Here is a 25,905-nt window from a genome sequence, read left to right as displayed (position 1 = left end):
ATGGCAAACGCAATCCAAGTGACACACGACCCGCAGCGACCGGGTTCGCCGGTCAGCTCAGTTCAGCTTTTGGTTTCTCCCCGCCCCTGCAATGCCGCCCAGCCAGGCCAAGGCCTCCGGCCTTGCACACCGCAGTTACCCCGTCACCAAATCTTCAGCGGTTGCAAGGGCGCATGTGAAGGTGAACGTGGACCCCTTCCCGAGCACGGACTGGACCTCAATACCGCCCCCCATCAGATGCGCGAGACGGGAAGCGATCGCCAGCCCCAGCCCGGTGCCGCCGAAATCCCGGGAGGCGGTACTGTTAACTTGGGAAAACGCAGTGAAGATCTTCTCGAGACTGTCTTCGGGAATGCCCGCCCCGGTGTCTGTCACGGCGATCCGCAGCTTCGCCATGCCGCCAGCAGCCCGGCCGGTGACTTTGACTGTCACCGATCCCGCCTCAGTGAATTTCAGTGCATTGCCGACAAGGTTCACAATGATCTGCCGGATCCGCCCTTCATCTCCCTGAATATTCTTCGGCGCCTCGGGATCGTATTCCAGCCGCAGCGCAACCCGGCTTTCCGCCGGATTGGGGGCCAGCATACGGACCACCCCGCTCAGAAGCTCCTCCAGGTCAAGCGGCGCAGTCCGCAGCTCCAGCTTCCCGGCCTCTACCTTGGAGAAATCGAGTATCCCGTTGATGATGTCCAGCAGGGCTTCGCCGGATTCAGAGATCGTCCTGGCATAAAGCGCCTGCTCCTCGTCCAGGCTGGTTTCCTCCAGCAGCGAGGCCATGCCTAGCACCGCGTTCATCGGGGTCCTGATTTCATGGCTCATTGTCGCAAGAAACTCGGACTTCGCCTTGTTGCCCGCTTCCGCCGCTTGTGTCCTTTCCTTTACCTTTTGCTCCAGCGAGTTTGCCAGCTCTTTGAGCTCGGCATTGCTATGATCCAAGTGGTTCAGAACGTCGGTGAAAGCATCTGCCAAGCGGCCGACTTCATCGTGGCCGCACTCAGGGATTTTCCGCATGGCGCTGCCCAGACGGATACTGGTGGCAAAGTCCGTCAGCCGCTTGATCGGCCGGGTTATCCAGCTCGCCATGATAACAGCTGCTATTGAGGCAAGTCCGGCACAGACACCGGCCAATAGCAGGGTCAGCCGGATGTGCTTCATCCATTCAGCATCAAGACGCGCGGTGGAAAATTCCAGCACCACATACCCCAACCGACGGTCTGCCGTCGCCTGTACCGGGCCGGCAACTTGGATCACGCCGTCCTGCAGCCGGGTGACCCATTCAGCGCGTTCCCTGGCCTGCCGCAGATAGGGTTCGTTGAACTCCTTGCCCCGCAGCGGGTTTTCATCGGTTCCATCGGTCAGAACACGCGTGCCCGCATCCAGGATCATCACCCGCAAGGCAGCCTCTCCGGCCAGAACTGAGCCCACTTGCTGGCGCATCAGTTTGACATTCAGCTCATACAGTGGTTCCAGAACCGCTTCGCCCAGGGTCTTTGCCAGCACCGTTGCATGGCGTTCGAACGCAGCAACAGAAGCCCGGTGGGCCAAGGTTATCGAAATGGCCGAAACCGCCCCAGCAACCGCAAAGACGATCAGAACCGTGTAGACCACCAGTTTTGTCCTGAGGCCCGGCATACGCAACTCAATTGCCGCCAATCAGGGCTGTCACCGGCTCTTCAAATTCTTCCAGCATGTCCAGCGTTTGATCCGGTATGGCATCGAATTTCGTGGTTCTTTCAAAATTTTCCAGAATCCAGCGGCCTTCATCGTTCTGATCCATGCTGATCAGCACGGCCTGCACCGCCGCGGTGAACTCATCGGATGTCCCAGGAGACAAACTGACCACATGCCGCGGGATATTTTCCGTTTGGACAAGCACGTCGAGGCTCCCGATATCATCTCCGGCGCGTTTTTTCAGCCCGTTCAGCGACATGGCGCCAGCATCAACCAGCCCGCGCAGCACCCATTCGATGGTGTTTTCGTCATCCCCGGAAAACACATAGCCCGTGGCCTCCGCAGGCCGCGCCGCCCGCGGGCCGCTCATCGCGGCGAGCTGAACACCTTGCGTTGCAATCGTGTGGCGCGGCAGGATGTAGCCGCTGGAGGAGAAAGCCTCTTCAAAGGCGATGACCCTGCCCTTTAGATCTTCCAGCGACTGGATGCCGCTGTCCCGGCGGACAAAGACGACAGACCGGTATTCGGCGACACCCTTTTTCCATCTTCGCGCCACCAAACGGCTGCCGCATTTTGCCCTGACCGCAAGTGAGACGAGCGGGCTGTCGACAAAGACATCGACCTCGCCGCTGCGCAGCAATTCCGCCATATGCGCAATGTTCCGGGCAATTCTGACTTCTCCTGCTGTGATGCCTTCATCCTGCAGTTGCGCTGCAAGATATTCGGCAAAAGGCATGAAAACCCGGGCTTCCTTGACAGACTCGTCGCTGATCGTGCCGATGACCAGGCTGCGGGCTGCGGCAACATGACCAAACAGCAGGCTGAGACAAAAGCAGGTTAATGAAACTGCATTTTTGAGGCTCACAGGTCTATTCCTCTCTTTTTCTGCAGACAGCGCCGTGCAAGAAATTGAATACCGCATACTGCGCAACCAGGAAGGCAAAGAATAAAATTCTTGATTTGTCTCATGGGAACATCCAAGCACAGAGATTACGCTGCACTGGCAAAGCATTCCTTAATTTTTTCCACTAGCGGATTTTCCAGCTGCACTGACCGGAAAAAAAACGCCGTCCAGTCAGCACGCGGGCCCGTCAGAGGTAGCCGGGAATACTGCGCCCTGACCGCTCCAGCAGCCAGCGAGCCACTTGCTTGGCTAGCCCCCAGCTTCAGCTCCTCGCCTGCCCCCACCTGCACCCCGCGCAGATCGTTGTTGGAACCGAACTCGATATTGCTTTCTGAGAAAAGGTAGGCGTTGTTTCCAAGCGGCTGGAGTTCCCGGCAAAATCGATCAGCAAACGGTTGAAGATTAGCTTGGCGTAACGCCGTGCTGAAAGAAACCGCGACCGTAGGTCCGCTTTTTTCAAAGCGCAGCAGGTCCGGAACGGTGCCGCTTTCGTTCAAAACACCCATGATCTGTTCCCAGAGCCGGAATTGGCGGTAGACACTTGACCACTTGCCGAACTCCTTAGTCAGATCGCGCCAAGAGACGCCGGTGCAGGCGATCCTGAAAATTCCATCGAGAACAAGGCGGTGTTTGGTGGGCTTGCGTTCGTACGGGGCTCGGACAGATAGGATTAACCATTCAAAGAACACCCACTCCTCGTCCGGCATCAAATTTCGTGCCGAGCTGGTCTCCATCGCAGATACCAGCTTGAATCACGCTCAGCGGGTAGTGTGAATCCCTTTTATCAACACATCCTACGTAACGTGCGGCCTTCCGCAACTGAGGGGTCAACTCGTCCAAATCTGACGAAAGCAACCGCAAAACAGAGACTGGTGCATTTGTGTAGTTCATGCTCATCCACAGCATGTACATATGTGCTATTTGATGCTAACTTTGGTACATGTGTGGCAGCGCGAAGTCCATCGAAATCCATGTCTCTCAAACAGGAAAATTGCGATGTCCAAAAAAAGAACTGCCAAGGTCGTCATTGTCGGCGGTGACGTTTTGGGCTGCGGCCAGGCCAATCAATTGGGTCACGAAGGCTGGGGCGAAGAAACGGTGCTGTCGGAAAAGGCGGAGCTCACCTCAGGCTCCGCGTCGCACGGTTATGGCTCTTTCCGTCTGGCTTATACAGAAGACGAAATGGACTGGCTGCGCCACACCTTGTCTGTTGGCCGCGCGCTTGGCTTCAATATCGAACTAGTCGGTCTGGAATTCATCGCCGAGAAACACCCTTACTATAACCTCGAAGGCGTCATTGGCGCTCTGTACACTCCAGACGACGGCCTCGTTGCCTCCTCCAACGTGACAATGGCGATGGCCACTGGCGCCCGACAGAAGGGAGTGAAACTCTTCCGCCAATGCCGCGCGACGAACATCACCCAGAACGACGCCTGTGAGTGGGTTGTTGAAACCGAGCAAGGCACCGTCATCTGCGAGCACTTCGTCTACGCCGGCGGCACCTATGCCCGCCAGATGGTCGAATGGACCGATCTGCAACTGCCGATGACCTCGATGACCCACCACTATTTCGTCACCGAGGACGTGCCCGAATTCAAGGATCTAGACACTGAACTGGCGGTGATCCGCGACGACAAGTTGGCCTCGGGCTACATCCGCATAGTGCAAAAGAAGGGGCGGATCGGGATCTACGAGAAAGAGAACTCGAACTCCGTCTGGCACAATGAATGTCCCTGGGAATATGAAAACTGGCTGTTCGAGGCTGATTACGACCGCGTCATGCCCTGGCTAGAAAACTCCTTCGAACGCATGCCGATCTTGCCGACTGTGCAACCGCGTCGGTCGCCTACGGTCACTCCGTCGGCAAGATCCTCGCATTTGCCTTCGTGAAACTGCACGTGAATGTGCTGGGTAAGGAGGTTGAGATCATCGCCGCAGGTGAGCCGCGCAAGGGCCGTATCCTGGGTGAGCCGGCCTATGATCCGAAATCGGAGCGCCCGCGCACCGACGCCGTTCACCAGTCGGCCTGATCCGCAAGAAGGAGCGGCGATGCTGCCGCTCCTTAACGCCGATAGAAAGACATATCAAAGAAAACCAGGGAGGCCGGGATGATCCCGCAAACGATGAAAGCAGTTGTGTTGACAGGCCACGGCGGGCTTGACAAGCTGGTGTACACAGAAGTGCCGACGCCGCAGCCCGCAAAGGGCGAAGTTCTGATCAAGGTCGGTGCCTGCGGGCTGAACAACACAGATATCAACACGCGTACCGCCTGGTATTCCAAGTCTGTCGATGCCGAACTGGGCAACGGCAGCACGGACGGCTTTGAGGAAGCGGATGCCGGTGACGGCACCTGGGGCAGCGGATCCCTGAACTTTCCGGTCATTCAGGGCGCGGATGTTGCTGGTGAAATCGTTGGCGTCGGGGAAGGCGTAGAAGCCGCGCGGATCGGTGAGCGGGTCATGATCGACCCTTGGCTGCTAGGCCATAGTGACTGGCTCAACACGGATAACTCCGGCTACTTCGGATCCGAAGCCGATGGCGGCTTTGCCGAATATACCATAGTGCGTGCGGCCAACGCGGTTCCTGTCAACAGCACACTCAGCGATGCGGAACTGGCCACCTTCCCCTGCGCCTACACCACCGCCGAAAACCTTGTGCAGCGCACCGCGCCGCGCCCTGGCGAGACCGTGGTGATCACCGGCGCATCGGGTGGCGTCGGCTCCGCCGCCATTCAGCTGTGTAGGCTGCGGGGCTGCAAGGTGATCGCGGTGGCCAGCCCAGCCAAGGCGGCGCTGCTACTGGAACTGGGTGCTGCCATCGTCATCGACCGCAACACGCCCGATTTGGAAGCGGCAATCCGCAAGGCTGCCGCTGGGCCGGTGGATATCGCTCTCGATGTGGTGGGTGCGCCGATGTTCATGCCGCTGATCAACGCACTGCGCCAGGGCGGCCGCTATTCAACCTCCGGCTGCATTGCCGGGCAAATGGCGGAATTCGACCTGCGCCAGTTGGTTTACAAGGACCTGCAGCTGACGGGCGCCACGATCTGCCCGCCCGGCACCATGCAGCGCGTCGTCGGCATGATCGAGACCGGCGCCCTGAAGCCGCTTCTGGCGGAAACGTATCCGCTGCGCGATCTGGCCGCTGCGCAACAGGCCTTCATGACTAAATCGCACATCGGAAACATCGTGGTGACACCATGAAAATAACACGCATTCGAGTATTCAAGACTCCGCTGCCATATGTCGGCGGCTCCTATGGCTGGGGGGCGGGCTACGCCATAACCACCTCGATGTCGTCCGTGGTTGTGATTGATACTGACGCAGGGCTGCAAGGCTGCGGCGAGTTCGCCCCTTGCGGCGAAAACTACATGGTTGCCCATTCTGAAGGGGTGGAGGCGTTTTCCCGCCTAGCAGTGCCGCGCCTGCTCGGGGAAGACCCGCGCCAGCTGCACCGGATCGAACGGCTGATGGATAAAACCGTGCAGGGCCATGGCTATGCCAAGGCTCCTTTTGATGCGGCTTGCTGGGACATTCTTGGGCAATCCACCAACCAACCGGTGTGGATGCTGATGGGGGGCAAGCTCACCGATGGCGCGCCGATGTACCGGGTTGTGCCGCAAAAACCTGTGCTGGAAGAAACCATTGCCGAGATGGAGCTGTATCGCGCAGCGGGCTACCGGCAGTTTCAGATCAAGGTGGGCGGCGACTGGGTCACCGACATCGACCGCATCCGCGAAGGCGTGCCGCTGCTGAAACCGGGTGAGAAGGCAATGGCCGATGCGAACCAGGGCTGGCGTGTCGACAATGCCATCCGTGTGGCACGCGCGACCCGCGATCTGGACTTTATCCTGGAGCAACCCTGTCACAGCTATGACGAATGCCAGCAGGTGCGCCGTGTAGCGGAGCAGCCGATGAAGCTGGACGAATGCGTGACCGGCATCGAAATGGCCCGCCGCATCGTGAATGACCGCGGGGCTGAGGTCTGCTGCCTGAAGATCTCCAACCTTGGCGGCCTGTCCAAAGCCCGCCGGGTGCGTGATTTCCTGATCGACCATGGCATACCGGTGGTTTCCGAAGATACATGGGGAGGTCAGATCACGACCTCGGCGGTGGCGCATTTCGCCGCCTCCACGCCAGAGGAAATGCTGATCAACTCGACGGATCTGATGAATTACAACACGCGCAACACCGGGATCGGCGGACCGGCTGTGCGTGATGGCAAGCTCTATGCCTCTGACACTCCGGGGCTGGGCGTGACGCCGGACTTTGATAATCTCGGGGCGCCGATTTTCGAGCTTGCGGGGCAGTCGGCATGACTGTCAGCAAATCAGAAGCCGCAGATTTCACACCGCAGCTTCCGGCCTCCAGAACAGCTTTAGTAGCGTGCCCCTCTGAAATGACGCTGAGCAAAGTGCAACCCCATGAGAGGCGGTCGGTAGAAACCGCCGCCGCGGACAATCCTCAAATGCCGGCAGAGGAGACAGCAACATGAAAATCTCGCGCATTACCGTCTACCAGCTCGACTTGCCCCTCACCAAGCCCTACTGGCTGTCCGGCGGGCGGCTGAAATTCGAAAAGCTCGATTCCACCTTCGTGCGCATCGACACCGATGAAGGTATTACCGGCTGGGGCGAAGGCTGCCCGTGGGGCCATACCTATCTGCCGGCGCATGGGCCCGGCATCCGTGCGGGCCTGGAAACGCTGGCCCCGTCTCTGATCGGCGAAGACCCCCGCAGCCTTGGGCACATAAACCGGCTGATGGATGTACAACTGCCCGGCCACCCTTACGTGAAATCCCCGGTCGACATGGCCTGCTGGGACATTCTGGGGCAGGCCAGCGGAATGCCGCTGTGGCAGCTGATGGGCGGGGCCCAAGCCGCGCCGGTTCATGTCAATAGCTCTATCTCCACCGGCACACCCGATGAAATGATCGCGCTTATCCTCGAAGCGCGCGCCGCCGGGTACCGCACCCATTCTGCAAAGCTAGGCGGGTCCGACCCGCAAACCGATATCGAACGGATCGAGGCGATAACTTCGGCTCTGCTGCCTTCTGAATTCGTGACTTATGACATCAACCGGGCCTGGCTGCCGGGCGTGGCATTGCAGGTTCTGAACACCGTGTCGGATGCCCGCAGCTGGATCGAACAGCCCTGCGAAACGCTGGAACAATGCGCCTATGTCGCCCAAAATGTGCGCCAGCCTGTTCTGCTGGACGAATGTCTGCACACATTCGACGATCATCTGCGCGCCTGGAAAACAGATGCCTGCGCGGGGCTGAAGGTCAAACCCAACCGGCTTGGCGGGCTGACAAAATCCCTGCAGGTGCGCGATTTCGCCGTATCCGTCGGCTGGAAGATGCATATCGAGGATCTGGGCGGATCCGCCCTGGCTGACACCGCGGCGGTCCACCTAGCCAGTAGCACCCCGCCTGAGCATCACATGGACAGCTGGCTATGCCACTATCATCTGGGGGTCGATCCGGTCCCGGGCCAGGGCGCGCGCAACATCGGGGGCAAAGCCACGCCGCCCGATACACCTGGGTTGGGCGTTACTCCCGACACCGGCATCTTCGGCAAGCCCGTCGCCACATATGATATCCGCGCCTGATAGGAACCGCGCACAGCACCAGAAGAAGCCACCGATGAAGATCGTACGCATCACTGCCTGGGAAGTCCCGCTGAACGATCAATTCGGACCAAGGCGGACCTTAACACATGCTGCTGTCCGGCGTACGCCAATTTCATCGCAAGTCAAACCCTTTGGGCTGGGCATACTACGGAAGTTCTTCATGGAACTTGCCACCGCGGACACGCTGCAGGGTTCCCATCTCCTCCTGGGCATCGTGGGTGTCGAGAGTTTCCAGCCTTAGACCTTCATGCTCATATACCGGGGAGCCTGCGGCGGCCATGCCTCTGAGCCGCGCGGCCAAGGCGTGTTTCTTGCGGACCTGATGCGGCTGAAAGGCGTCGAACTGGCGGGGGGTGATGTCTGCGCCGACGGTCAGGCTCCCTGCTTCGCTCGCGGCACGGAAGAGCTGTTCGCCGGCCGCTGTCCGTGTGATCACCCCGTTGAAGCCTTCGTCATCGCCATCAGGGCTGGCATCCGGCCATATATCCGCGGCTGCTACATCCGCGGCTTCCCCCAAGGCATCGGGACAGATCTTGCAGCGGGTCTGGATGCGCCAGCCGCTTTCGTCCGCCCACATCTCGCCATAGGTTTTCTGAAAAGTCCGGCCATCGCTTGTTTCGATCCGGGTCAGCCCTGGGTTGCCATAACCGCGGTAGCGGAACAGAGCGACGTCATCCTCGGACAGATCGTACTCATCCAGCACGGCCTGCGACTTGCCCAGGTCCGAGGCCCCGCCGCAGACCATAACCAGCACCGCCACAAGGTTGCGGGTAAGCCGCTGATCGGTTTTGGCAAGCTCGCGCAACGCACCGGCATCGCAGGGTTTTGCGACCACAGCAAAGGGCGCATCCCAGTCAAGCGCAGCGGCCAGACCGGCCAGCGTGTCGCTCGGCCCATAGCGCGACCCGGCCCGGTCCAGCACCTGCCCCGGCGTATCGCTGAGACACCATTTAGAACGCATCGGCGCCTGCGGGTCAGCCTCGCAATGCAGGATAAATTCCACCTCGCCGGTTCGCAGAAGGTGCGCGGCCAGCGCAGTCAGGACACCGCCAGATGCCGCCCGGAACCTGGTGTCAGGATCAACCGCCCAGGCTTCCTGCATCCGGTGATAGCCGCCCCAAACAGTGTCCGTCCGCGGTGCGGCCTTGCTGTTGGGGCGGGCGATCACCCCTGGACAGGCCTGCAGGATCTCCGCGTCAGATCCCGCGCCTATCCTGGACGGGCGCAGGCGGCCCTGCGGCGTATAGGCCATTTTCCAGCGTTCAGGTGCCAGCGCCTCGCACAGTCCGCAGCCGATGCATAGACCGGTTTTGACGACTTCTTTCACTGAACCGGGCTGCTGCATCCTCCAAATACTCCTGCTTTAACCTGCGGGTTGCAGCACACATATGCGGTGCTTGTGCAGGTGATCATAGTGCGGCCTCATCCGGCGATGCACCCGTTGGACCCGTTCCGGCGTGTCCTCAAGATCGATGTACTTGCGCCTCTGCGGCATCAGGCCGGTGGATTGGGCCAGGTTTGCATGAAACGACCCTCCGTCCCACCAACTGTGGGCAGAGGGGTCGCCCCCCGCTTCCCATGTTAGCGCCTCTTGAATGAAGGGGATGCCAACTGCATCGCAGAAGGCGCGTGTCATCTCCTCCGGGCATTCCAGTAGATCGTCACTGTCGACAACCGGCGGAGTTGTGCCATTCAGCGCCGTCAGCAGATCGAACAGGGCCCGCTGCTCGGGAAATCCCACTTCCAGCTCATCAAAGTCGGGCCACTTGTGGTGCATCGATGTGATGGTTTTGGCCGGATCGCGGATCAGAAAAGCATGGGTAAAATGCGACAGGAACTCCGCGTCCCACAGGTGATTGATGTAATGCGGAAAGTCCTTAAGGAAGACCGGACCTTTGCGCGCCCGTTCCCGGATATCATCCCACACACTGTCCAGTGTCAGACCGGGCGTTGTCTGTTCCCCCTCCCTGAACCGCGGCCACAGAGGGTCTTCGCCCTGATACCAGGCCTCACCAAAAGGCTCGTGCAGGCAATCCAGATCACCGCGCTGCCGCATCATCCACTCAAACGCGGTGGAGGTAGAACGGGGGATGGCCCAAAGGGCAACAATCTTATGCATGATCAGTCCTTCAAAGATGAAAGCAGGCTGCCGAGCGGGGTTTCCGGCGCAATGCCGAGAGTTTTGAATATCCGCCAGTAAAGCGCGATGTCATGGCCGATGACCGGCTTGCCCAGACGCTCCTCCAGCGCGGCGGCATAATGGACCGGGCGCTGTGCAATCCCGTCCGATGAGCGGCGGTAATTGCTCATTCCGTTGATCAGGTAAGCATCGGCATTGGGGGCTTGCTCTGCGGTATACTCAAAGGACTTCCAGATCAGCTCTTCGTCGAAACACCAGATGCAGTCATCGACCTCCTGCTGAGAAGCAAACCAGCCCTGATCAAAGAAGTTCCCGGCCCAAAGCACGTCGAACCCGGCCTCCTTCAGAAAACCCGCGGTGCCCTGATACCAGCTGGCGGGATGGTAGCAGGCATTCAGCGCCACCTTCTCGACCTTGCTTGCACGCAGGGCTTCTACCATGGCGTAGCCGGCCATGTGAAACGGGGTCTCGTATTTATCGCTCAACATTTCGCAGTGCTGGCGGATCCCTTCGACCCCAAGGCCGGAGGCATGCACCCAATTCGACCCCACCTGGCCGCAAACATCGGCACCATTGTTCGCCATGCATTCCAGAAAATCCTCAAGCATGCCGAAGTTCCGTTTCCGCTGGTCCAGCCGGTGCGCATAATCTGGCACATGCAGCATCCAGCCGTGGGCGCCGACACTGCGCGGCGCCATGCGGAGGAAGTCCGAGGGGGCTGCATCGAAGTCATGCGGCGGGCAGGTAAAGCCCACCTGGTGCGGGAAGAGCTTTACCTTGGGGTCCGCCCATTTACGTGGTTTTTCGTATTCGTCCATGCTGCAATCTGCCGGTCGGTTAAGGTGTCTTTCACACAGGAGCTTCCCTGGGATTCCCGCGGATTTCCATTGCTTTTGCGTCCATGGAGACATATCGAAAATGATATGCCGGAACGGAAATACTCTCTCCCCTCCTTCAACGCGCTGGCTGCATTCGAAGCGGTGGCCCGCCTTCAGGGGTTTGCCCGCGCGGCGGAGGAGCTCAACACGTCACAGCCCGCCATAAGCCGCCATATCCGCAATCTCGAAATCCGCTTCGGCACCCTGCTATTTGACCGGGGAAGCTCACCCATCCGCCTCACAAGAAAGGGGCAGCAATTCTATGCTGGGATGGTACAGAGCCTCGACATGCTGCAGGATTCGGTCCGCAGCCTAGCGCGGACCGGGAAACTGGTCACCCTGGTCTGTTCGCATTCGGTTTCACATCTTTTGCTGATGCCGCGCCACGGCCAGTTGCGAAAAGCTCTGGGTCCGGAGCTTGAGCTGCGCCTGCTGACCGCAGAATACAACCTCACCCGGTCGGCAATAGATACTGGAGCTGATATCGTGTTCGAGTACTCATCACTCCCTCCGGCGGAAGAGCACGTCGTGGTTTGCGAGGAGGAAGTCAAACCGGTCGGCACGCTTGAACTGGTCGAGCAGGCGAAAGAAGCGCTCGAAAGTTCCAGTGCCCCTCCGCCGCTGCTGGAATTGAGCAAGGACAATTTCGGCTGGATGACTTGGCGGGACTGGCAACGGGCACATCCTGACTTTTCTGGCTGGCAGATCAGAGAGGAGTTCGACAGCTACGTCTATCTGCTGGAGGCCGCTGCGGCCGGCGCCGGCCTGGGACTGGGCTGGCGCAGCTTTGCCGATTCCTATCTTGCTAGGGGGTCCTTGGTTGAAATGCCCGTGGATTGGCACTCAAGAAACACCCGACTCTATGCAAAGCTTACCCGGTTCGGCCGGGGCAACCCGTCCGCTCAACGCTGCCTCGAGCTGCTTGAATATATGGCCGCTGGCATAGGCCCGAAAGAGTGAAGGAAAACATTGCTGCGAGCCGTACCAGGTCTTTTGCGCCAGCGGCAGCGTAACAGTTTTCTTCTGATAGCGCCCGTACGAAATCTGCCAAGGACTAATTGCGCGCTCTAGGCGCCATCTACTTGTTCCGGGATGGTCCGCTGGCACCGGTCGCACCGGTGGGTGATTCAGTGATAGTCCTGCTGCTTTGTCTGCTGGCGATCGGTTCCTATGTTCGGGATTTTCGCGGTGGGCTGGGCGAACTGGCCGGTGCCAGCGCCAGCCCTGAGAGTGTCGCTGCAGCCCGGCGAAGCCTGCGCTCTGCAATCGCCGAGGATGGCGGCGCGCTGCAGGACATGTCGGTCACCAAACTTGGTCGTACTTTCTTGGTGACGGTCTATTACAATCCCGGCCGCCCGGTCTCGGCGGCAGAAATCGACAGTCTGAATTTGCGAATGATCCAGGATGCGCGGAAGGCGCTGACCGGAGCGGATGTGTTGCTGGTGATTACCGAACATCCCAGGCGCTGGCCCGAAGCGCTGAACCCATTTTGAATGGTGCGATTCCGGTAAATTGGCCTCACAGCTAACCTCGTTACCACGCAACATCTGCGCAATGGCGGCAAAATCCACCGAAAAGACGGCCCTTTTGCGGAGGCTTGGCCGGAAACGTTGGTTGCGGGAGCAGGCAACCGCCGTTTCCTACCTGCCCTCTCCGCAATCATATAAACCCATGATAGCGCACAGCTAACGGCACCTTTGCGCAGAAAGCGGGCGTTGCAAACTCGGTCGTTTGACGTAGCCAGCCGAGGTTTTGTGCTGCGGTGCAGCCCGCCGTTCCGGTCGTTCGCTGCGGCCGCGAGGTTATGGAACCGGTGAACTTACACAGTGCGGGACGAAACAGACTTTCGCTGCGCTAGCTTTCAAAGGCCGCTTATAAATTTCATGCGTTTAGTGTCCGCACGAAAGGAAGTCTGCCAAACATCGAGCCGGTGGAACTTGTTAGAATAGAAATCCCGCCTCCCTGCGCTGCAAGCTTACACTTCCAAGCCTGGCTGGATTTGGTTTGATTGATGGGATTTTAACTAAACTGAGGTTGGCGGCCTCCGCCTGGCAATCAACAATTAACGCGGCAATGCGATAGTCCATTGTATTTATTTTCAGGCGCCGGGTCCCACCATGAAACTGAAGCGAGCGGCGCGGATTGCGGCAGGCCTTGCCTGCCTTGGTGCCGCGTTCATGATTTTTGCACCACACGCAACGAATTATATTTCACGGGCTGCAGTGGTCAACGCACCCATCATTTCCGTCAAAAGCCCCTTTGACGGCGCTCTGATGTCCGGCGCGCTCACGCCCGCAACGCCAGTGCTGCCGGCCACTGCAATTGTAGAACTTCAGGCGTCGCGCTCCAGCCGGACCGAGCTTGCGCGGCTGGAAGCCAGGATTGGAATCCTGGCCCGGGAGGCGGTTTCGATCAGCACTGAAATTACCGCCCTTACGCAGCTGGACCAGCAACTTCTGGTAAGGATGGAACAGGTCCAAACGCTTGCCCGTCAAGTGCTGGAGGCGCAGCTGAGCGGTTTGCGCGGGGAGCTGGCGGCAGCGCGCGAACGCCAGGACCGGCTGGCGCGGGATGCTCAAAGGCTTGAGCGGCTGTCTGCCAATGGGTCTGTGCCGCAGACGCAGGCTGAGACAGCGGCGTCGCTCGCAGCCGAGGCAAACGGCGAGGTCATCCGGCTGGCCGCCGCGGTCAAGGAGACGGTGCGGAGCATGGCCGGGGTCAAGGATGGTATCCTCCCAGGGCTGGGAACAGAGGATGGCAGCTATGCCCGGCAACGCCGGGATGAGGTCGCAATCCGGCTGGCTGACCTCAAGGGCCGGAAGGCCCGCGTTAGCGCACAGCGCATCGGTCTGCTTCAGGAGGCCGAGGCGTTGCGCGAGGAGGTGGACCGGCTTGACCGGTTTGCCCCGCAATTGCCCACCGGCGCCGTGGTCTGGTCTGCAACCCCTGCCAAGGGCGCGGTGATCGCGGCGGGAGACGAAGTCCTGCAACTTCTTGATTGCTCCCGCAGGTTCGTCGAGGTGTTTGTGCATGAAACGGCGTTTGAGGCGATCCGCCCCGGGGATATGGCGCGGGTGCGGCTGCGCGGCTCGGATGAGACCTTCCCCGCCACTGTCGAGGCGCTGCGCGGCGCTGGCAGCCAGCGCGCCACCGGGTTGCTCGCTGCTGAGCCGGAAAATCTCACAGAGGGCAGCCTGTCTGTCATGCTGCGCCTTGCCCCGGCAAATGTGGCAACGGCCGGAGTCGCGCAGAATTTCTGCGATGTCGGTCGCACTGCCGAAGTGCGCTTCGACCGCGGATTGGGCAACATGCTGACGGTCGCGGGTCATTGGTTTGAGGAACTGCTGCGCGGTATCGCACCTTCGCTGGCTGCGTCGCCCGCTCCTGACGGGGATGGCCCGCCGGATGCAGGCTGAATCCCTCGTTCCCCTGCTGCTGATCACCGCCGCGATACTGCTGTTCGGCAACCGGTGGCAGAACAACGCTTGGGCAGACCGGCTGGTGGTGGCGGGCTTGACAGTGGTGATCCTGCGCTACCTCGGCTGGCGGCTGGTTGAAACGGTGCTGCCGGCCGGTATTTTCAGCGTGACCGGCCTGTTTATCTGGACCGTTTTCATCATCGAGATCCTGGCCTGGCTCGATACCGCGGTGCTTTATGCCTACATGCTTCGCCGCACCAACCGCACTCCGGAAGCGAACGAGCACGAGACGCGGCTGCGCGGCATGGCCCCCATTGACTTGCCCGAGGTCGACATCTTCATTGCCACCTACAACGAGCCCGCCGAAGTGCTAGAGAAGACAATCGTCGGCGCAGTGGAGCTGGACTGGCCGCAGGCAAAGCTCAATGTCTGGGTGCTGGATGACGGTCGGCGCGGTTGGTTGCAGCGCATGAGCGAGCGCCTGGGCGCCGGCTATCTGACCCGCGCCGACAATGCCCACGCCAAAGCCGGCAATATCAATGCTGCGGTTGCGCGCACCTCTGCTCCCTTCTTCCTTGTTCTTGACGCGGATTTCATTCCGCAGCGGAACTTCCTCTACCGGACTATGGGGTTTTTCGAGGACCCGAAAATCGGGATCGTGCAGATCCCTCATAACTTTTTCAACCCCGATCCGATGCAGGCGTCGCTGAACATGAGCAAGGTCATGCCCGACGACCAGCGTTTCTTCTTTGAGGCGATCATGCCCGGACGCGACGGGTATGACTGCGCCTTTTGCTGCGGATCTAACGGCATTGTGCGGCGCAGCGCGCTGGAGGAGATCGGCAACAAGCTGCCCTCTGGCTCGATCACTGAAGACATGCTCCTGACGCTTGCCCTCAAACGTAAAGGTTACATTACGCGCTATCTGGATGAGCGTCTGGCATTTGGCCTGGCCCCGGAGAACATCAACGCCTTCTTCATTCAGCGGGCACGGTGGGCGCGCGGCGCCATCCAGATCATGTTCCTTCGCGAAGGCCCGTTTGGCGGTCCTGGCCTGAAATGGTATGAACGCCTTTTTTTTCTGCCGTTCCACTGGATCACCCAGTCATTCGGCCAAACCATTGCTATGGTGACGCCGGCCATATACCTGCTCACGGGAGTGCCGCCGCTGGTCAATGCGTCTGCGGACACGGTGATGTCTTACCAGCTGCCTGCAATTGTCGCAGCCATTGCGGCCGTCCGGCATTTTGCACCGGGGAAATACCACCCGCTGGCAACGATGGCGCACGGCGTTCTGCAAGCCTTCCGGCTGCTGCCCGTGGTGGTCGCCACGCTGCTGAAACCGCACGGCCATGCGTTCAAGGTCACCCCCAAAGGCGGCGAAGGGACGGAAATACAAGACACAGCAACAGTTGCCATCTGCCTTCTGCTTTGCGGCCTGATGACTTCCGGGCTGGCCATAAACTCCAGCTACAACCTTCAGATCATCGCTTCCAGCCACCTGATGCCAGTCGTTGCCTTCTGGTCGGTGGTTAACATGGTCGTACTGCTGCTGGTGGCAAAAATCGCCATCACGCCGCAGCTCCTGCGCAGCGAAGTTCGGTTCGAACTGAATGAGCCTGTGGTCTTGCGTACGGAAGGCGGCGGGCAGGCTGCGGGCAAATGCCATGACATGTCGCTGAACGGTATACAGGTAGAGGTGCATGCGGGCCGCTCTTGTCTGCCTGAGGCTGGCGGCTGGATCGGTGTGGATGTCGCACAGGTCGGCGTAGTGCCGGCACAACTTCGCCGTGTCTTCAAGGGAGAAGATGGCAGCCTTCGCGCCGGGCTGTCCTTTGCCTTACCCGCGGCGGAGGAACTGGCAGAGCCTTGGAAAGAAAGGAACCCGGACCGCATTGCGGAGGCGGAGGGCGCAGCACAGCTACGGCGGCGCTTGATCCGCAAGCTGTTTACCAAGGACCGGGTGCGCAAGTTCGATGGCCAAGACGACTGGAGGATAGGGGTCAGCATGCTGAAAAGCATTGTGGCCTCGCAACAGGCCGTCTCGGCGGTCAATAGTGCCTGTCAGAATGCCGCCCGCCCAGTCGTGCCCGTCTGGCTGCATGAACTTCAGTCGCGGACTGAAACAGCACTGGATGACGAGTGGCGTGCGGTGCTGCGAGCGCGCGCAGAGGCCACGAATGACAGTTCCGCTGCTTAAATGAGTTCTCAAACAGGCTTGCTCGTATGACTTTGGTTGAACCCTGCGAAGGGTTGAGCAAAGAACAGACAATCGCTACTGTGCAGCAATACAGTAAATTGGGCTCGCTGCCGACATGCGGCATCGCGGCGGCAGGGTTGCAGCGGTTTTGCACCAGATCCAAGCGGACAGATGACGCCAGCTAGCCCAAAGCGGCCACATGCCTGGTGACCAGTCTGGCGGGCCAGCATATGCAGGTCGGGCGGATTCCGGATGTTCGCCGCAGGCGCGAGCCGAACATGGTGAAACGTTGGGAGCCGACCTCCAGGCAACGCCGCAATAGGATTCTGTTCTGCATCGCCGCAGGTCAATTGAGCCCAATTCTACCGAATGCTGCGCCTGATCTCAGCGGCAGCAACGCGAAGAAAGCTACGTTTCCAGCGTCGGGACCAGCCGACGCTGGGGATCAGCCTGACCGAGCCATTTCAGACGTTCCTCAGCATCGAAGAAGCCACAACGCGGCAGGACCAAAGCAGCCGTTCTGCGGTAGATGTACTGATTTAGGTTCACCGCCGGCAGTGAGGCTGGCATGCGTTCATCTACTTTAATCAAATACTGCGAGATACGTATGCACCTTTGCTTCCGAGTAAGGACTTTGAGCCTAACCGCGTCAGTCCTCCATTTCCCGAAGTAGTATTCAGTTTTAACAGTTTAACGAAATCAGTTTCTTGCGATGACGCCTTTTGGCGCCCTCTCTAAGCCGCCTCACTAGACTTTGGCGCTTGACAGAATAAGTTCAGTTTGCCTAAGTCCCGGCCATTCTGGTCCGGCTGGGAGACCACCCGGTTAAAAGGGAACACGGTGAGGTGTAGCCAACAGGCGCCGAATCCGTGACTGCCCCCGCAACTGTGAGCGGAGAGCAATGCTGCGATATGCCACTGCCCCAAGGGGCGGGAAGGCGCGGCAAAGCCTCGACCCGCAAGTCAGGAGACCTGCCAGGATGATCACCCTGTCCGGGTGCGGGGCGCGCCAAGGACAACGGACTTCCGTAGTGGTGGCAGTTTTCACCGTCTGCGGGGGCAAAGCCTTCCAAAGACCAAAATTTGAACATGCTGCCCGGCATGGGCAGCCGCTTGGCCTGTGCTTGCTGCGCGGGCCGGGAGGAATGGAATATGCGCAAGGCAAGCTTGTCCCTGGCCGCCGCCCTGGCCGCCGCCCCTGTAAACGCAACCGCTCAGGATGAAGAAGTCACCGATCTGGGGGAGATCATCGTCTCCGGCGGCTTCACGCCGGTCGAGGCCCAGAAGTACGGCCGCTCCGTCTCGGTCCTGACCAGCGAGGAGATCGATGATCGCGGCATCACCACCGTCCAGGACGCGCTGCGTTCGGTACCCGGCCTGATGGTGAGCGGCTCCGGCGACAGCTTTACTCAGGTCCGCATCCGCGGCGCAGAAGCCAATCACACGCTGATCCTGATCGACGGCGTCGAAGCCTCGGGCGGTGACAGCGAGTACATTCTGTCCGGCCTGGACACTGCCAATATCGAGCGGATCGAAGTCCTGCGCGGCCCGCAATCGGTGTTCTACGGCTCCAACGCCTCGGCCGGTGTGATCAACATCATCACCAAGTCCGGCGGCATCGGCACGGAATACGGCGGCAGCGCGGAAGCGGGGTCCGACGGCTACCGGGCCTCGGCCCGGGTTTCGTCGCGGACCGAGCGCGGCGGTATCGCCTTCAGCTTCGCCCATGACAATGACGACGGCTATGACACCTCGGGCGATGGCGGTGAAGAAGACGGCATCCGCCGCAATACACTGCAATTGAAAGGCGACTACCTGGTCACCGACCGGCTGAAACTTGGCTTCAACTTCCGCACGTCGGATGAACGCTATGACAGCGACCGCACCTCCTTCACCGCAACGGATGCGGCCAGCTATGTCGTGGATGATCCGACGCAATTCAGTGACCGGGATGAGCAACTGGCTCAGGTCTATGCTGAACTGGACATATTGGGCGGCCGCCTGAAACACCGCCTGTCAATCGAACGTACTGACTTTGACCGGTCCCTCAATGGCGGTACCCCGACCGAGACCAAGACTGAAGCAGCAAAGTACCTGCTGAGCTTCGGCCTGGACGGGCAGCAGGCTGATCAAGCAGACCAACTTCTGAACGCAATGCTGGAATGGGAAGAGGACTCCAGCAGCTCCAACCCGGCTTTTGCGCGCGAAACCAATTCGATTGCCCTGGAATACCGCGGCAGCTTTGCCAACGGCCTGGACCTGCAGCTCGGGGTGCGCCACGACAACAACAGCGTATTCGAAGACGCCACCAGCTGGACCGCCAGTGCTTCTTACACTTTTGCAGGCAGCGGTGTGCGCCTGCACAGCTCGGCTGGAACCGGTGTTGTGAACCCCTCTTACTTTGAGCTGTTTGCCAACAGCACATTCGGCTCCACCACCTACCTCGGCAATCCGAACTTGCAGCCGGAGGAAAACCGCAGCTTCGATTTCGGGATTGAGGTGCCGTTCCTTCAAGGTCGCGGCCTGGTTGATGTGACCTATTTCGACGAGACGCTGACAGGCGAGATCGAGAGCTACATGGTGAACGCAACCACGTTCTCCTACCGCAACCAAGCCGGTGACAGTGATCGCAAGGGTGTTGAGCTGGCAGCAAGCCTGGAAGCCAGCGAATACCTCGATCTGCGTCTGTCCTACACCTATCTGGACGCCACCAACCCCGATGGCTCGGTCGAGATCCGCCGCCCGGAGCACGAGCTTCTGCTGAGTGCCACACTGGATACTTTCAATGGCCGCGGCTCTGTCATCGCGGACATCCGGCATGTGGCAGGCAATTGGGACAGCCAGTTCTTTGGCTCGTTTGCCACCGCTGAGCTGCCGGATTACACAACCGTTGATGTGGCTGCTCAGTATGAGCTGACGGATAACGTGGTGCTGACCGGGCGTGTCACCAACCTGTTCGACGAGGACTACGCGGACGTCTGGGGCTACGCCAAACGCGGCCGCGCCGCCTATATCGGCGTACGGGCCTCGTTCTGATCCATGCGCAAGCTGCCCGGCATAGTCCTTGCTCTTCTATGGGCCGCCACCGGTACTTTTGCCGGGCCATCGCGCGCGGTGTCGATGAACCTCTGCACTGACCAGCTGGCGATGCTGCTTGCGGCGCCCGGCCAGCTTGCCTCGGTCTCCTACATCGCGCGGGACACACGCGCCTCGGCCATGGCGGACGCGGCCATGGCCTATCCCGCCAACCACGGGCTGGCCGAAGATATCTATCTGCTGCAGCCCGACCTAGTGATTGCCGGCGCCTATTCGACACCTGCCACCACGGATATGCTGCGCCGTCTTGGCGTGCCGGTGGTGGTGTTCGAGCCCGCCAGCTCGCTGCAGGATGTGCGCGCACGTATCTTGCAGATGGGTCAGGTTCTGGGCCGCGAAGAAGCGGCCCGCGCACTGCTGGCAGACTTCAACAAGCGGCTGGCAAAGCTGGAGCAAGCAGGGCCGGAGGCGCCACGCGCCGCGCTTTATGCCGCCAACGGGTTCACTTCCGGCAGTATGACCCTCGCGGGCCGGATCCTGCGCGCGGCGGGGCTGCGCAATATCGCGGATGAACTGGGCTATGCGCACTCCGGTCATATGCCGCTGGAACTGCTGGCGTTGGCCGCGCCGGATCTGCTGATCGGCACGTCGCCCTATCCGCGCGCCTCGCGCAGCGAGGACAATCTGGCGCATCCGGTGGTGCGGCAGCTGGCCGCCCGCAGCGGCGCCGGGCAGATGCGCGATGCGGATTGGGTCTGCGGCACCCCGCATGTGCTGCGCGCGGTGGAAACCCTGGCCGCAGAGCGCCGTCTGTTCATGGAGAAGGAGAGCCGGGAATGACCCGTCTGATGCTGGTTCTGGCCGCAGCGGTGCTGGCGCTGTTCCTGCTGTCGCTCACGGTGGGGCCGGCTGATGTGGGCGCCGGCGAAAGCCTGGCCGCTCTGTTTGGCGAGGGTTACGGGCCGCTCACCCTGGTGATGCGGGAAATCCGGCTGCCGCGGGCGCTGCTGGCGGTGATCATCGGCGGTGGGCTGGGGCTGGCGGGTGCCGCGATGCAGGGCTACCTGCGCAACCCGCTGGCTGAGCCAGGGCTGATCGGTGTGTCCTCCTCGGCGGCGCTGGGGGCGGTGCTGGCGATCAACACCGGGCTGGCGGCCAGCCTCACCTTGGGCCTGCCGCTGGCGGCGCTGGCCGGTGCTCTGGCAGGTGTGTTTCTGGTGATGGCGCTGGCCGGGCCGCAGGGCGGCTCGCTGACGCTGATCCTGGCGGGCATTGCGATTTCGGCAATGGCGGCGGCGCTCACGTCGCTGGTGCTGAACTTGTCGCCCAACCCCTTTGCCGCCAATGAGATCGTGTTCTGGATGATGGGCTCGCTGGCGGACCGCTCGATGCTGCATGTCTGGCTGGTGCTGCCCTTTGCGCTATCGGGGGGCGCGATCCTGCTGACACTGGCGCGGGGTCTGGATGCGCTGACCCTTGGCGAGGATGCGGCGCAGACCATGGGGATGAACTTGAACCGGCTGCGGCTGCTGTTGGTTGTCGGGACTGCCGCCATTGTCGGCGGCGCCACTGCTGTGGCGGGTGCTATCGGCTTCATCGGCTTGGTGGTGCCGCATATCCTGCGCCCGCTGGTTGGCGGCCAGCCGTCGCGGCTGCTGTGGGCCTCGGCACTTGGCGGCGCCATCATGCTGCAACTGGCTGACATTGCGGTGCGGATCATCCTGCCGTCGCGGGACCTCAAGCTGGGAGTGGTCACCGCCCTGGTCGGCGCGCCGCTGTTCCTGCACCTGATCTATAGGACGCGGAAGGGGCTGGCATGAGCGTGCTTTCGGTCCGGAACCTCTCCGTCACCTTGCGGAACCGCCCGGTGCTCCGCGATGTGTCGATTGAAATCCAAGCAGGTGAGTTCGTCGGCCTGCTGGGGCCGAACGGCGCTGGCAAAAGCAGCCTGATGCGCGCCGCCCTGGGGCTGATCCCGGCGCAGGGGCACAGCTCGCTGGCGGAGATGAGCGCGGCAGAGCGCGCCCGCGCGGCGGCCTGGATGCCGCAATCGCGCGAAATCGCCTGGCCGATCCCGGTGGAGCGGCTGGTGGCGCTTGGCCGCCTGCCGCATCTGCTGCAGGGGCTGCGGCTGCCGCCTGGCGATCAGGCGCTGGTCGACCAGTCGATTGAGCGCATGGGGCTCGGCCCGTTCCGCCAGCGCGCTGCGTCGCGCCTCTCGGGCGGCGAGCAGGCCCGGGCGCTGATTGCCCGCGCGCTGGCGCAGGACACGCCGCTGCTGATGGCCGATGAACCCGCCGCCGGGCTGGACCCGGCGCATCAGATCTCCACCATGGAGGTCTTTGCCAGCCTCGCTGCCGAAGGCCGCGCCGCGCTGGTCTCGCTGCATGACTTGGGGCTGGCGGCGCGCCATTGCACAAGGCTGATCCTGCTGGCCGAAGGCAGCATCCTCGCCGACGGGCCGCCCACCGAAGTGCTGACACCGGACTTGATGGCGCGCGCCTTTGGCATCTCGGTCTGGCATGAGACAACGGCGCAAGGGCCGGTGTTCCAGCCGCTGGAGGTTCTGTAATGGGCACGGTCACCCTGGAACGCCCTTGGATCGAGTTTGACCTCGGCGCAGAGATGCAAGTGCTGAGCTGGGCTGTGAACCGCCCCGGCCTTGTTACCGCCCGCCGCATCCTGTGGCGCGAAGTCCGCAACAGCGACCTGCCGCGTGATCTGGATGTCACCGAGTGGTTCGCAGGTGAACTGTCGCAGAGGGGCTGCGAGGATGCGGTGGCTTTCCTGACCTCGCGGGATGTACGCCGCTATTGCGAGGCCTCAGCCACTGTAGAAGGCATCAGCGCTCATGCAGTGGCCACTGTCGGCCTGTCCAATGCCGAACGGGCCGGCAGCCGGATGGATTATGCCGGCCGCAACTGGGGGACCATCAATGTCGCACTGCGCCTCTCCGAAGGGCTGACCCACGCCGGGCTGATCGAAGCGATGAGCATCGCGGTCCAGGCCCGCACCGCAGCAGTGATGGACGCTGACATCATTTTGCCAAGCGGAACGGCGACCGGCACCGGAACCGACTGCGTCGCACTAGCTGCTCCCGCTGGCGCAAACCCCTATGCCGGGCTGCACACTGCCACCGGCGAAGCCATCGGCAAAGCCGTTTACCAGGCCGTCCACACCGGCGCCTTGGAATGGAAAACAACCAACAGGAGGGCAGCACATGCCTGAGCTTCAACAGGTGCTGAAAGACGCGCTGATGCAAGAAGATTGCGGCTGGAACATGGGGTCTTTTGGCGCCATTGCCGAGTTCCACCATGTCTATGGCGACCCGGCCCCGCAGGAGCATGCCGGGCTTATGCAGGTAACTCCCCGCGGCGGCGTGCGCATCGACAACTTGGAGGGCGTGCGCCCGGTCGCCTGTGAGACGCTCAGTCCAAAGCCGCGCCGCTGGACGCAAGCCGTGTCGCTGTGCTTGCCGTATGATGACGCCGCGATGAACCAGCGCGGTGCGCTGACCGCGCTTGGCCCCGACGAAGATGCGCTGCGCGACGAAGACCGCGGCGACCAGCTGTTCGACATGGGGCTGGGCCAGTACCAGGCGGATTTCTGCATCCGCACCGCCGACCCGGAACTGCTGGAAGTTCTGAACGAAAACGCCGGCCGCTCGCTGTTTGAGCACGGCAACCCGGCGATGGGGGCAATCCTGAAGCACCATCCGCACCGGGTGCTGCTGACCCGCCTTGGCCGGGTCGAAGTTTTTCAAATGATCGGCGGTCCCGACACCGGCGGCAAATCCCCCGAAGGCCCGCACACCCATGTGCTGCCCAAACTGCTGCGTGCCGAGCGCACCCATTCCGCTAACACGCCCATCCCCGAAGGCTGGGTGCCCTGCTGCGGCGTCCATCCTGAGAACCCGGTGATAGGCCGCCTGGGCGAGGACAAAGTCTTCAACCGCGCCGCCTTTGACGCGTTCCAGAAACTGCTGAGCACTTGGGGCGCCGAAGCATACTGCCAGGGCAAGCAGGCGGTCTGGGAGCTGCTGAAGACGGAAATTCCGGCTGAGGATACCGTAGAGCCCGGCACCCGCGAAGGCCGGGCCGGCTGGCGTAATGGCATCCGGCAATGGCGGGTGCTGTATGGTCCGAACCGGCTGACCGAGGCTTACGCCGAACGCTTTGACCGCGGCACTGAGCAAACTGACCCGGAAAACCCGGGCCACTGACGGAGGCTGCGATGTCCCTTGCCCCTCTCCTCGATTTCATGGCCCGCGGCGGCCCCGCCCTGTGGGTGATCGCGGCGCTGTCGGTACTGACCCTGGCGCTGTTCTTCTGGCGGGTGATCGGGCTTGCGCAGGCGGGTGCCTGGCGCAAACCGCAGGCTGACGCCTGGCTCGGTCAATGGCGTGCGGGGGGCACCCCGCCCAACAGCGCAGGCCGCACGCCGCTGGACCGGGTGACGCAGTCCGCGATGCGGGCGCTTCTGACACCTGAGTTCAGCCCAGACACCGCGGAAAAAGAGACCACCCGCATTGCCAAGGCAGAGCTGGCGGGCCTCCGCCGCGGCCTGCGCCCGCTGGAGCTGATTGCCGCCGTAGCGCCTCTGGTCGGGCTCCTTGGCACCGTGCTGGGGATGATCGGCGCGTTCCAGGCCCTGCAGGAAAGCGGCAGCGGCGCTGACCCTTCGGTGCTGGCCGGCGGCATCTGGGAGGCGCTGCTGACCACGGCGGCGGGCATGGCGGTGGCAATCCCGGCCTCGGCTCTTGCCTCCTGGATCGAGGGGCTGGCTGAGCGTGAGCAAGCCGCAATGGAGGACGCCGCGACCCGTGTGTTCTCCGCGGCAGCCGCCCGCCCGGCACTGCGGCACGCCGCAGAATGACACTTGCCTTTGGAACACCGCGCGCGAAAAAGCGCCTCAGCCTCGCGCCGATGATCGACGTGGTGTTTCTTCTGCTGGTGTTCTTCATGCTCGCCTCGCAATTCGGCCGCGACCGGGTGGTGCCATTGGCCATGGACGGCGCGGGCAGCGCCAATCAGGGGCCGCCACGCCTGGTTCAGGTGACCGCCGAAGGGTTGCGGCTGAACGGGGTTCCAGTGGAGGAAGAAGCCCTGACGGAGAGGTTGACTGCGCTGACCCACAAGAAATCGGATGCGATCATCCTGCAACCGGACACCAAGGCCTCGCTGCAGCAGCTGATGGATGCGGCAGGTCTGCTGTCCGGAGCCGGCTTCACCGGCCTGGTGGTGATGGAGTGAGCGGCATGAATTTCTCAACACCCAAGAAGCGGCAAGCAGGCGAGCCAATCCTGCCGATGATCAATGTGGTGTTCCTGCTGCTGATCTTCTTCCTTCTGTCCTCACAAATCGCGCCACGCGCGCCCTTTGCGGTGACCCCGCCGGAGCTGGAAAGTGGTGAACCTCCGACGCCGGAGGCGGTGCTGTTCATGGCCGCAGACGGCCAGCTGCATTTCTCCGGGGCTGAAGGCGGGGACGCCTTGGCCGCTGTTGCGGCGCAGGCAACAGAACTTGAGGTCCTCACACTGCGCGCCGATGCCGGGGTGCCTGCCCGCGAGGTTGCGGCGCTGATCGCCCGGCTGCGCGACGCAGGCATCAAGGCTGTCAGCCTGACAGGTACAGGCTCTTGACCCGGCGCGCCTTGTTCCCCGCCTGCCTGGCCGCCGCCGCTGTGCTGCATGCCGTACCGTTCCTGACGATGCGCGAGGGCGACACAAGGGCAGCCGGCTTCGGCAGCAGCGGCAGCGGGCAAGTGACACTGGCGGCCGCCTCCGAGGCGCTGGCGCAGCAGGTCTCTGACTGGACCCGTCCGCCGGAGATCCACACGCCAGCTCCTGCCAAGGCCCCAGCCGACCCTCCGCAGCAGCCTGTGCAGGCTGCCGCTCCGGCTGCGCCTTCTGCCCCGCACGCTCCGGCAGCTGTCAGTTCGCCTGTGCTTGCCGCTGCACCCGCCGCGGACACAGCACCTGCGCGGCAAGTATCACCGCCGCCTCCACCACCTCCGCCCGCTGCAGCGG

At 61.7% G+C, this 25,905-nt stretch carries 23 protein-coding genes, 2 pseudogenes and 1 riboswitch; of the genes and pseudogenes, 19 read left to right on the top strand and 6 right to left on the bottom strand.

Annotation, left to right across the window (positions count from 1 at the left end; translation table 11 throughout):
• Positions 1 to 135 precede the first annotated feature (135 nt).
• From LHL23_RS08300 to LHL23_RS08290, 3 genes and pseudogenes are all read right to left on the bottom strand, one after another.
• Positions 136 to 1,653: an ATP-binding protein gene (locus LHL23_RS08300; protein WP_226429492.1), complete on the bottom strand. Its 1,518-nt coding sequence runs from the start codon at positions 1,651 to 1,653 to the stop codon at positions 136 to 138.
• Complete coding sequence (locus LHL23_RS08295; RefSeq protein ID WP_226429491.1) at positions 1,640 to 2,593, bottom strand: phosphate/phosphite/phosphonate ABC transporter substrate-binding protein; 954 nt, start codon at positions 2,591 to 2,593, stop codon at positions 1,640 to 1,642. The genes LHL23_RS08300 and LHL23_RS08295 overlap by 14 nt, the downstream gene beginning before the upstream one ends.
• Positions 2,594 to 3,036: 443 nt before the next feature.
• A pseudogene (locus LHL23_RS08290) lies at positions 3,037 to 3,309 on the bottom strand (transposase); the annotation flags it as partial.
• A gap of 262 nt (positions 3,310 to 3,571) precedes the next feature.
• On the opposite strand from LHL23_RS08290, the pseudogene LHL23_RS08285 reads away from it, so the two are divergent.
• From LHL23_RS08285 to LHL23_RS08265, 5 genes and pseudogenes are all read left to right on the top strand, one after another.
• A pseudogene (locus tag LHL23_RS08285) lies at positions 3,572 to 4,393 on the top strand (NAD(P)/FAD-dependent oxidoreductase); the annotation flags it as partial.
• 68 nt (positions 4,394 to 4,461) lie between these two features.
• On the top strand, positions 4,462 to 4,605 hold the full coding sequence (locus tag LHL23_RS08280; protein WP_226429490.1) for a hypothetical protein: 144 nt from the start codon (positions 4,462 to 4,464) through the stop codon (positions 4,603 to 4,605).
• 78 nt (positions 4,606 to 4,683) lie between these two features.
• Positions 4,684 to 5,778, top strand: a complete 1,095-nt coding sequence (locus tag LHL23_RS08275) for an alcohol dehydrogenase family protein (RefSeq protein ID WP_226429489.1) — start codon at positions 4,684 to 4,686, stop codon at positions 5,776 to 5,778.
• Entirely contained in the window at positions 5,775 to 6,893 is a 1,119-nt protein-coding gene (locus LHL23_RS08270; protein WP_226429488.1) for a mandelate racemase/muconate lactonizing enzyme family protein, read from the top strand. Before LHL23_RS08275 ends, LHL23_RS08270 begins: the two co-directional genes overlap by 4 nt.
• A gap of 172 nt (positions 6,894 to 7,065) precedes the next feature.
• On the top strand, positions 7,066 to 8,184 hold the full coding sequence (locus LHL23_RS08265) for a mandelate racemase/muconate lactonizing enzyme family protein (RefSeq protein WP_226429487.1): 1,119 nt from the start codon (positions 7,066 to 7,068) through the stop codon (positions 8,182 to 8,184).
• Between the two features lie 166 nt (positions 8,185 to 8,350).
• Here LHL23_RS08265 and LHL23_RS08260 read toward each other — a convergent pair whose 3' ends face one another.
• The 3 genes from LHL23_RS08260 to LHL23_RS08250 are packed head-to-tail and all read right to left on the bottom strand — an operon-like array spanning position 8,351 to position 11,163.
• On the bottom strand, positions 8,351 to 9,550 hold the full coding sequence (locus LHL23_RS08260) for a Coenzyme F420 hydrogenase/dehydrogenase, beta subunit C-terminal domain (RefSeq protein WP_226429486.1): 1,200 nt from the start codon (positions 9,548 to 9,550) through the stop codon (positions 8,351 to 8,353).
• A gap of 18 nt (positions 9,551 to 9,568) precedes the next feature.
• Complete coding sequence (locus LHL23_RS08255) at positions 9,569 to 10,324, bottom strand: sulfotransferase family protein (RefSeq protein ID WP_226429485.1); 756 nt, start codon at positions 10,322 to 10,324, stop codon at positions 9,569 to 9,571.
• A 2-nt stretch (positions 10,325 to 10,326) separates the two neighbouring features.
• A complete protein-coding gene (locus LHL23_RS08250) occupies positions 10,327 to 11,163 on the bottom strand; it encodes a hypothetical protein (protein WP_226429484.1) in 837 nt (278 codons plus the stop codon).
• Positions 11,164 to 11,268: 105 nt separating this feature from the next.
• Here LHL23_RS08250 and LHL23_RS08245 point away from each other — a divergent pair, with 105 nt between their 5' ends.
• From LHL23_RS08245 to LHL23_RS08180, 14 genes are all read left to right on the top strand, one after another.
• On the top strand, positions 11,269 to 12,183 hold the full coding sequence (locus LHL23_RS08245; RefSeq protein ID WP_226429483.1) for a LysR family transcriptional regulator: 915 nt from the start codon (positions 11,269 to 11,271) through the stop codon (positions 12,181 to 12,183).
• A 158-nt stretch (positions 12,184 to 12,341) separates the two neighbouring features.
• Complete coding sequence (locus tag LHL23_RS08240; RefSeq protein ID WP_226429482.1) at positions 12,342 to 12,716, top strand: hypothetical protein; 375 nt, start codon at positions 12,342 to 12,344, stop codon at positions 12,714 to 12,716.
• A gap of 729 nt (positions 12,717 to 13,445) precedes the next feature.
• Complete coding sequence (locus tag LHL23_RS23545) at positions 13,446 to 14,639, top strand: HlyD family efflux transporter periplasmic adaptor subunit (protein WP_226429481.1); 1,194 nt, start codon at positions 13,446 to 13,448, stop codon at positions 14,637 to 14,639.
• Positions 14,629 to 16,842: a glycosyltransferase family 2 protein gene (locus LHL23_RS08230; RefSeq protein WP_226429480.1), complete on the top strand. Its 2,214-nt coding sequence runs from the start codon at positions 14,629 to 14,631 to the stop codon at positions 16,840 to 16,842. Before LHL23_RS23545 ends, LHL23_RS08230 begins: the two co-directional genes overlap by 11 nt.
• A gap of 369 nt (positions 16,843 to 17,211) precedes the next feature.
• Positions 17,212 to 17,385 carry a hypothetical protein gene (locus LHL23_RS08225; RefSeq protein WP_226429479.1) on the top strand — a complete coding sequence of 58 codons (174 nt, stop codon included), beginning with the start codon at positions 17,212 to 17,214 and terminating at the stop codon, positions 17,383 to 17,385.
• A 241-nt stretch (positions 17,386 to 17,626) separates the two neighbouring features.
• A riboswitch (cobalamin riboswitch) is annotated at positions 17,627 to 17,835 on the top strand.
• A gap of 158 nt (positions 17,836 to 17,993) precedes the next feature.
• Positions 17,994 to 19,877 (top strand): TonB-dependent receptor plug domain-containing protein, encoded by a 1,884-nt coding sequence (locus LHL23_RS08220; protein ID WP_226429478.1) that lies wholly within the window; start codon positions 17,994 to 17,996, stop codon positions 19,875 to 19,877.
• Positions 19,878 to 19,961: 84 nt separating this feature from the next.
• A complete protein-coding gene (locus LHL23_RS08215) occupies positions 19,962 to 20,717 on the top strand; it encodes an ABC transporter substrate-binding protein (RefSeq protein WP_226429477.1) in 756 nt (251 codons plus the stop codon).
• Complete coding sequence (locus LHL23_RS08210) at positions 20,714 to 21,697, top strand: FecCD family ABC transporter permease (RefSeq protein WP_226429476.1); 984 nt, start codon at positions 20,714 to 20,716, stop codon at positions 21,695 to 21,697. Before LHL23_RS08215 ends, LHL23_RS08210 begins: the two co-directional genes overlap by 4 nt.
• Positions 21,694 to 22,449, top strand: coding sequence for an ABC transporter ATP-binding protein (locus LHL23_RS08205; protein WP_226429475.1), 756 nt, complete (start codon positions 21,694 to 21,696; stop codon positions 22,447 to 22,449). The genes LHL23_RS08210 and LHL23_RS08205 overlap by 4 nt, the downstream gene beginning before the upstream one ends.
• Positions 22,449 to 23,105, top strand: coding sequence for an adenosylcobinamide amidohydrolase (locus LHL23_RS08200; protein WP_226429474.1), 657 nt, complete (start codon positions 22,449 to 22,451; stop codon positions 23,103 to 23,105). Before LHL23_RS08205 ends, LHL23_RS08200 begins: the two co-directional genes overlap by 1 nt.
• Positions 23,098 to 24,099 carry a DUF6925 family protein gene (locus LHL23_RS08195; RefSeq protein ID WP_226429473.1) on the top strand — a complete coding sequence of 334 codons (1,002 nt, stop codon included), beginning with the start codon at positions 23,098 to 23,100 and terminating at the stop codon, positions 24,097 to 24,099. Before LHL23_RS08200 ends, LHL23_RS08195 begins: the two co-directional genes overlap by 8 nt.
• A gap of 11 nt (positions 24,100 to 24,110) precedes the next feature.
• Positions 24,111 to 24,752, top strand: coding sequence for a MotA/TolQ/ExbB proton channel family protein (locus LHL23_RS08190; RefSeq protein ID WP_222505944.1), 642 nt, complete (start codon positions 24,111 to 24,113; stop codon positions 24,750 to 24,752).
• The gene (locus tag LHL23_RS08185) at positions 24,749 to 25,129 is read left to right on the top strand and encodes an ExbD/TolR family protein (protein WP_226429472.1); all 381 of its coding nucleotides are present in this window, start codon (positions 24,749 to 24,751) and stop codon (positions 25,127 to 25,129) included. Before LHL23_RS08190 ends, LHL23_RS08185 begins: the two co-directional genes overlap by 4 nt.
• Positions 25,130 to 25,134: 5 nt before the next feature.
• Positions 25,135 to 25,518 (top strand): biopolymer transporter ExbD, encoded by a 384-nt coding sequence (locus LHL23_RS08180; RefSeq protein WP_226429471.1) that lies wholly within the window; start codon positions 25,135 to 25,137, stop codon positions 25,516 to 25,518.
• The last annotated feature ends 387 nt before the right edge of the window (positions 25,519 to 25,905 follow it).

The sequence above is a fragment of the Leisingera sp. McT4-56 genome (assembly GCF_020514995.1).
In the GTDB taxonomy this organism is placed as follows: Bacteria; Pseudomonadota; Alphaproteobacteria; order Rhodobacterales; family Rhodobacteraceae; genus Leisingera; species Leisingera aquaemixtae_A.
The sequence above is the reverse complement of the archived record's forward strand: the minus strand, read 5'-3'. Positions and strand labels throughout refer to the sequence as shown.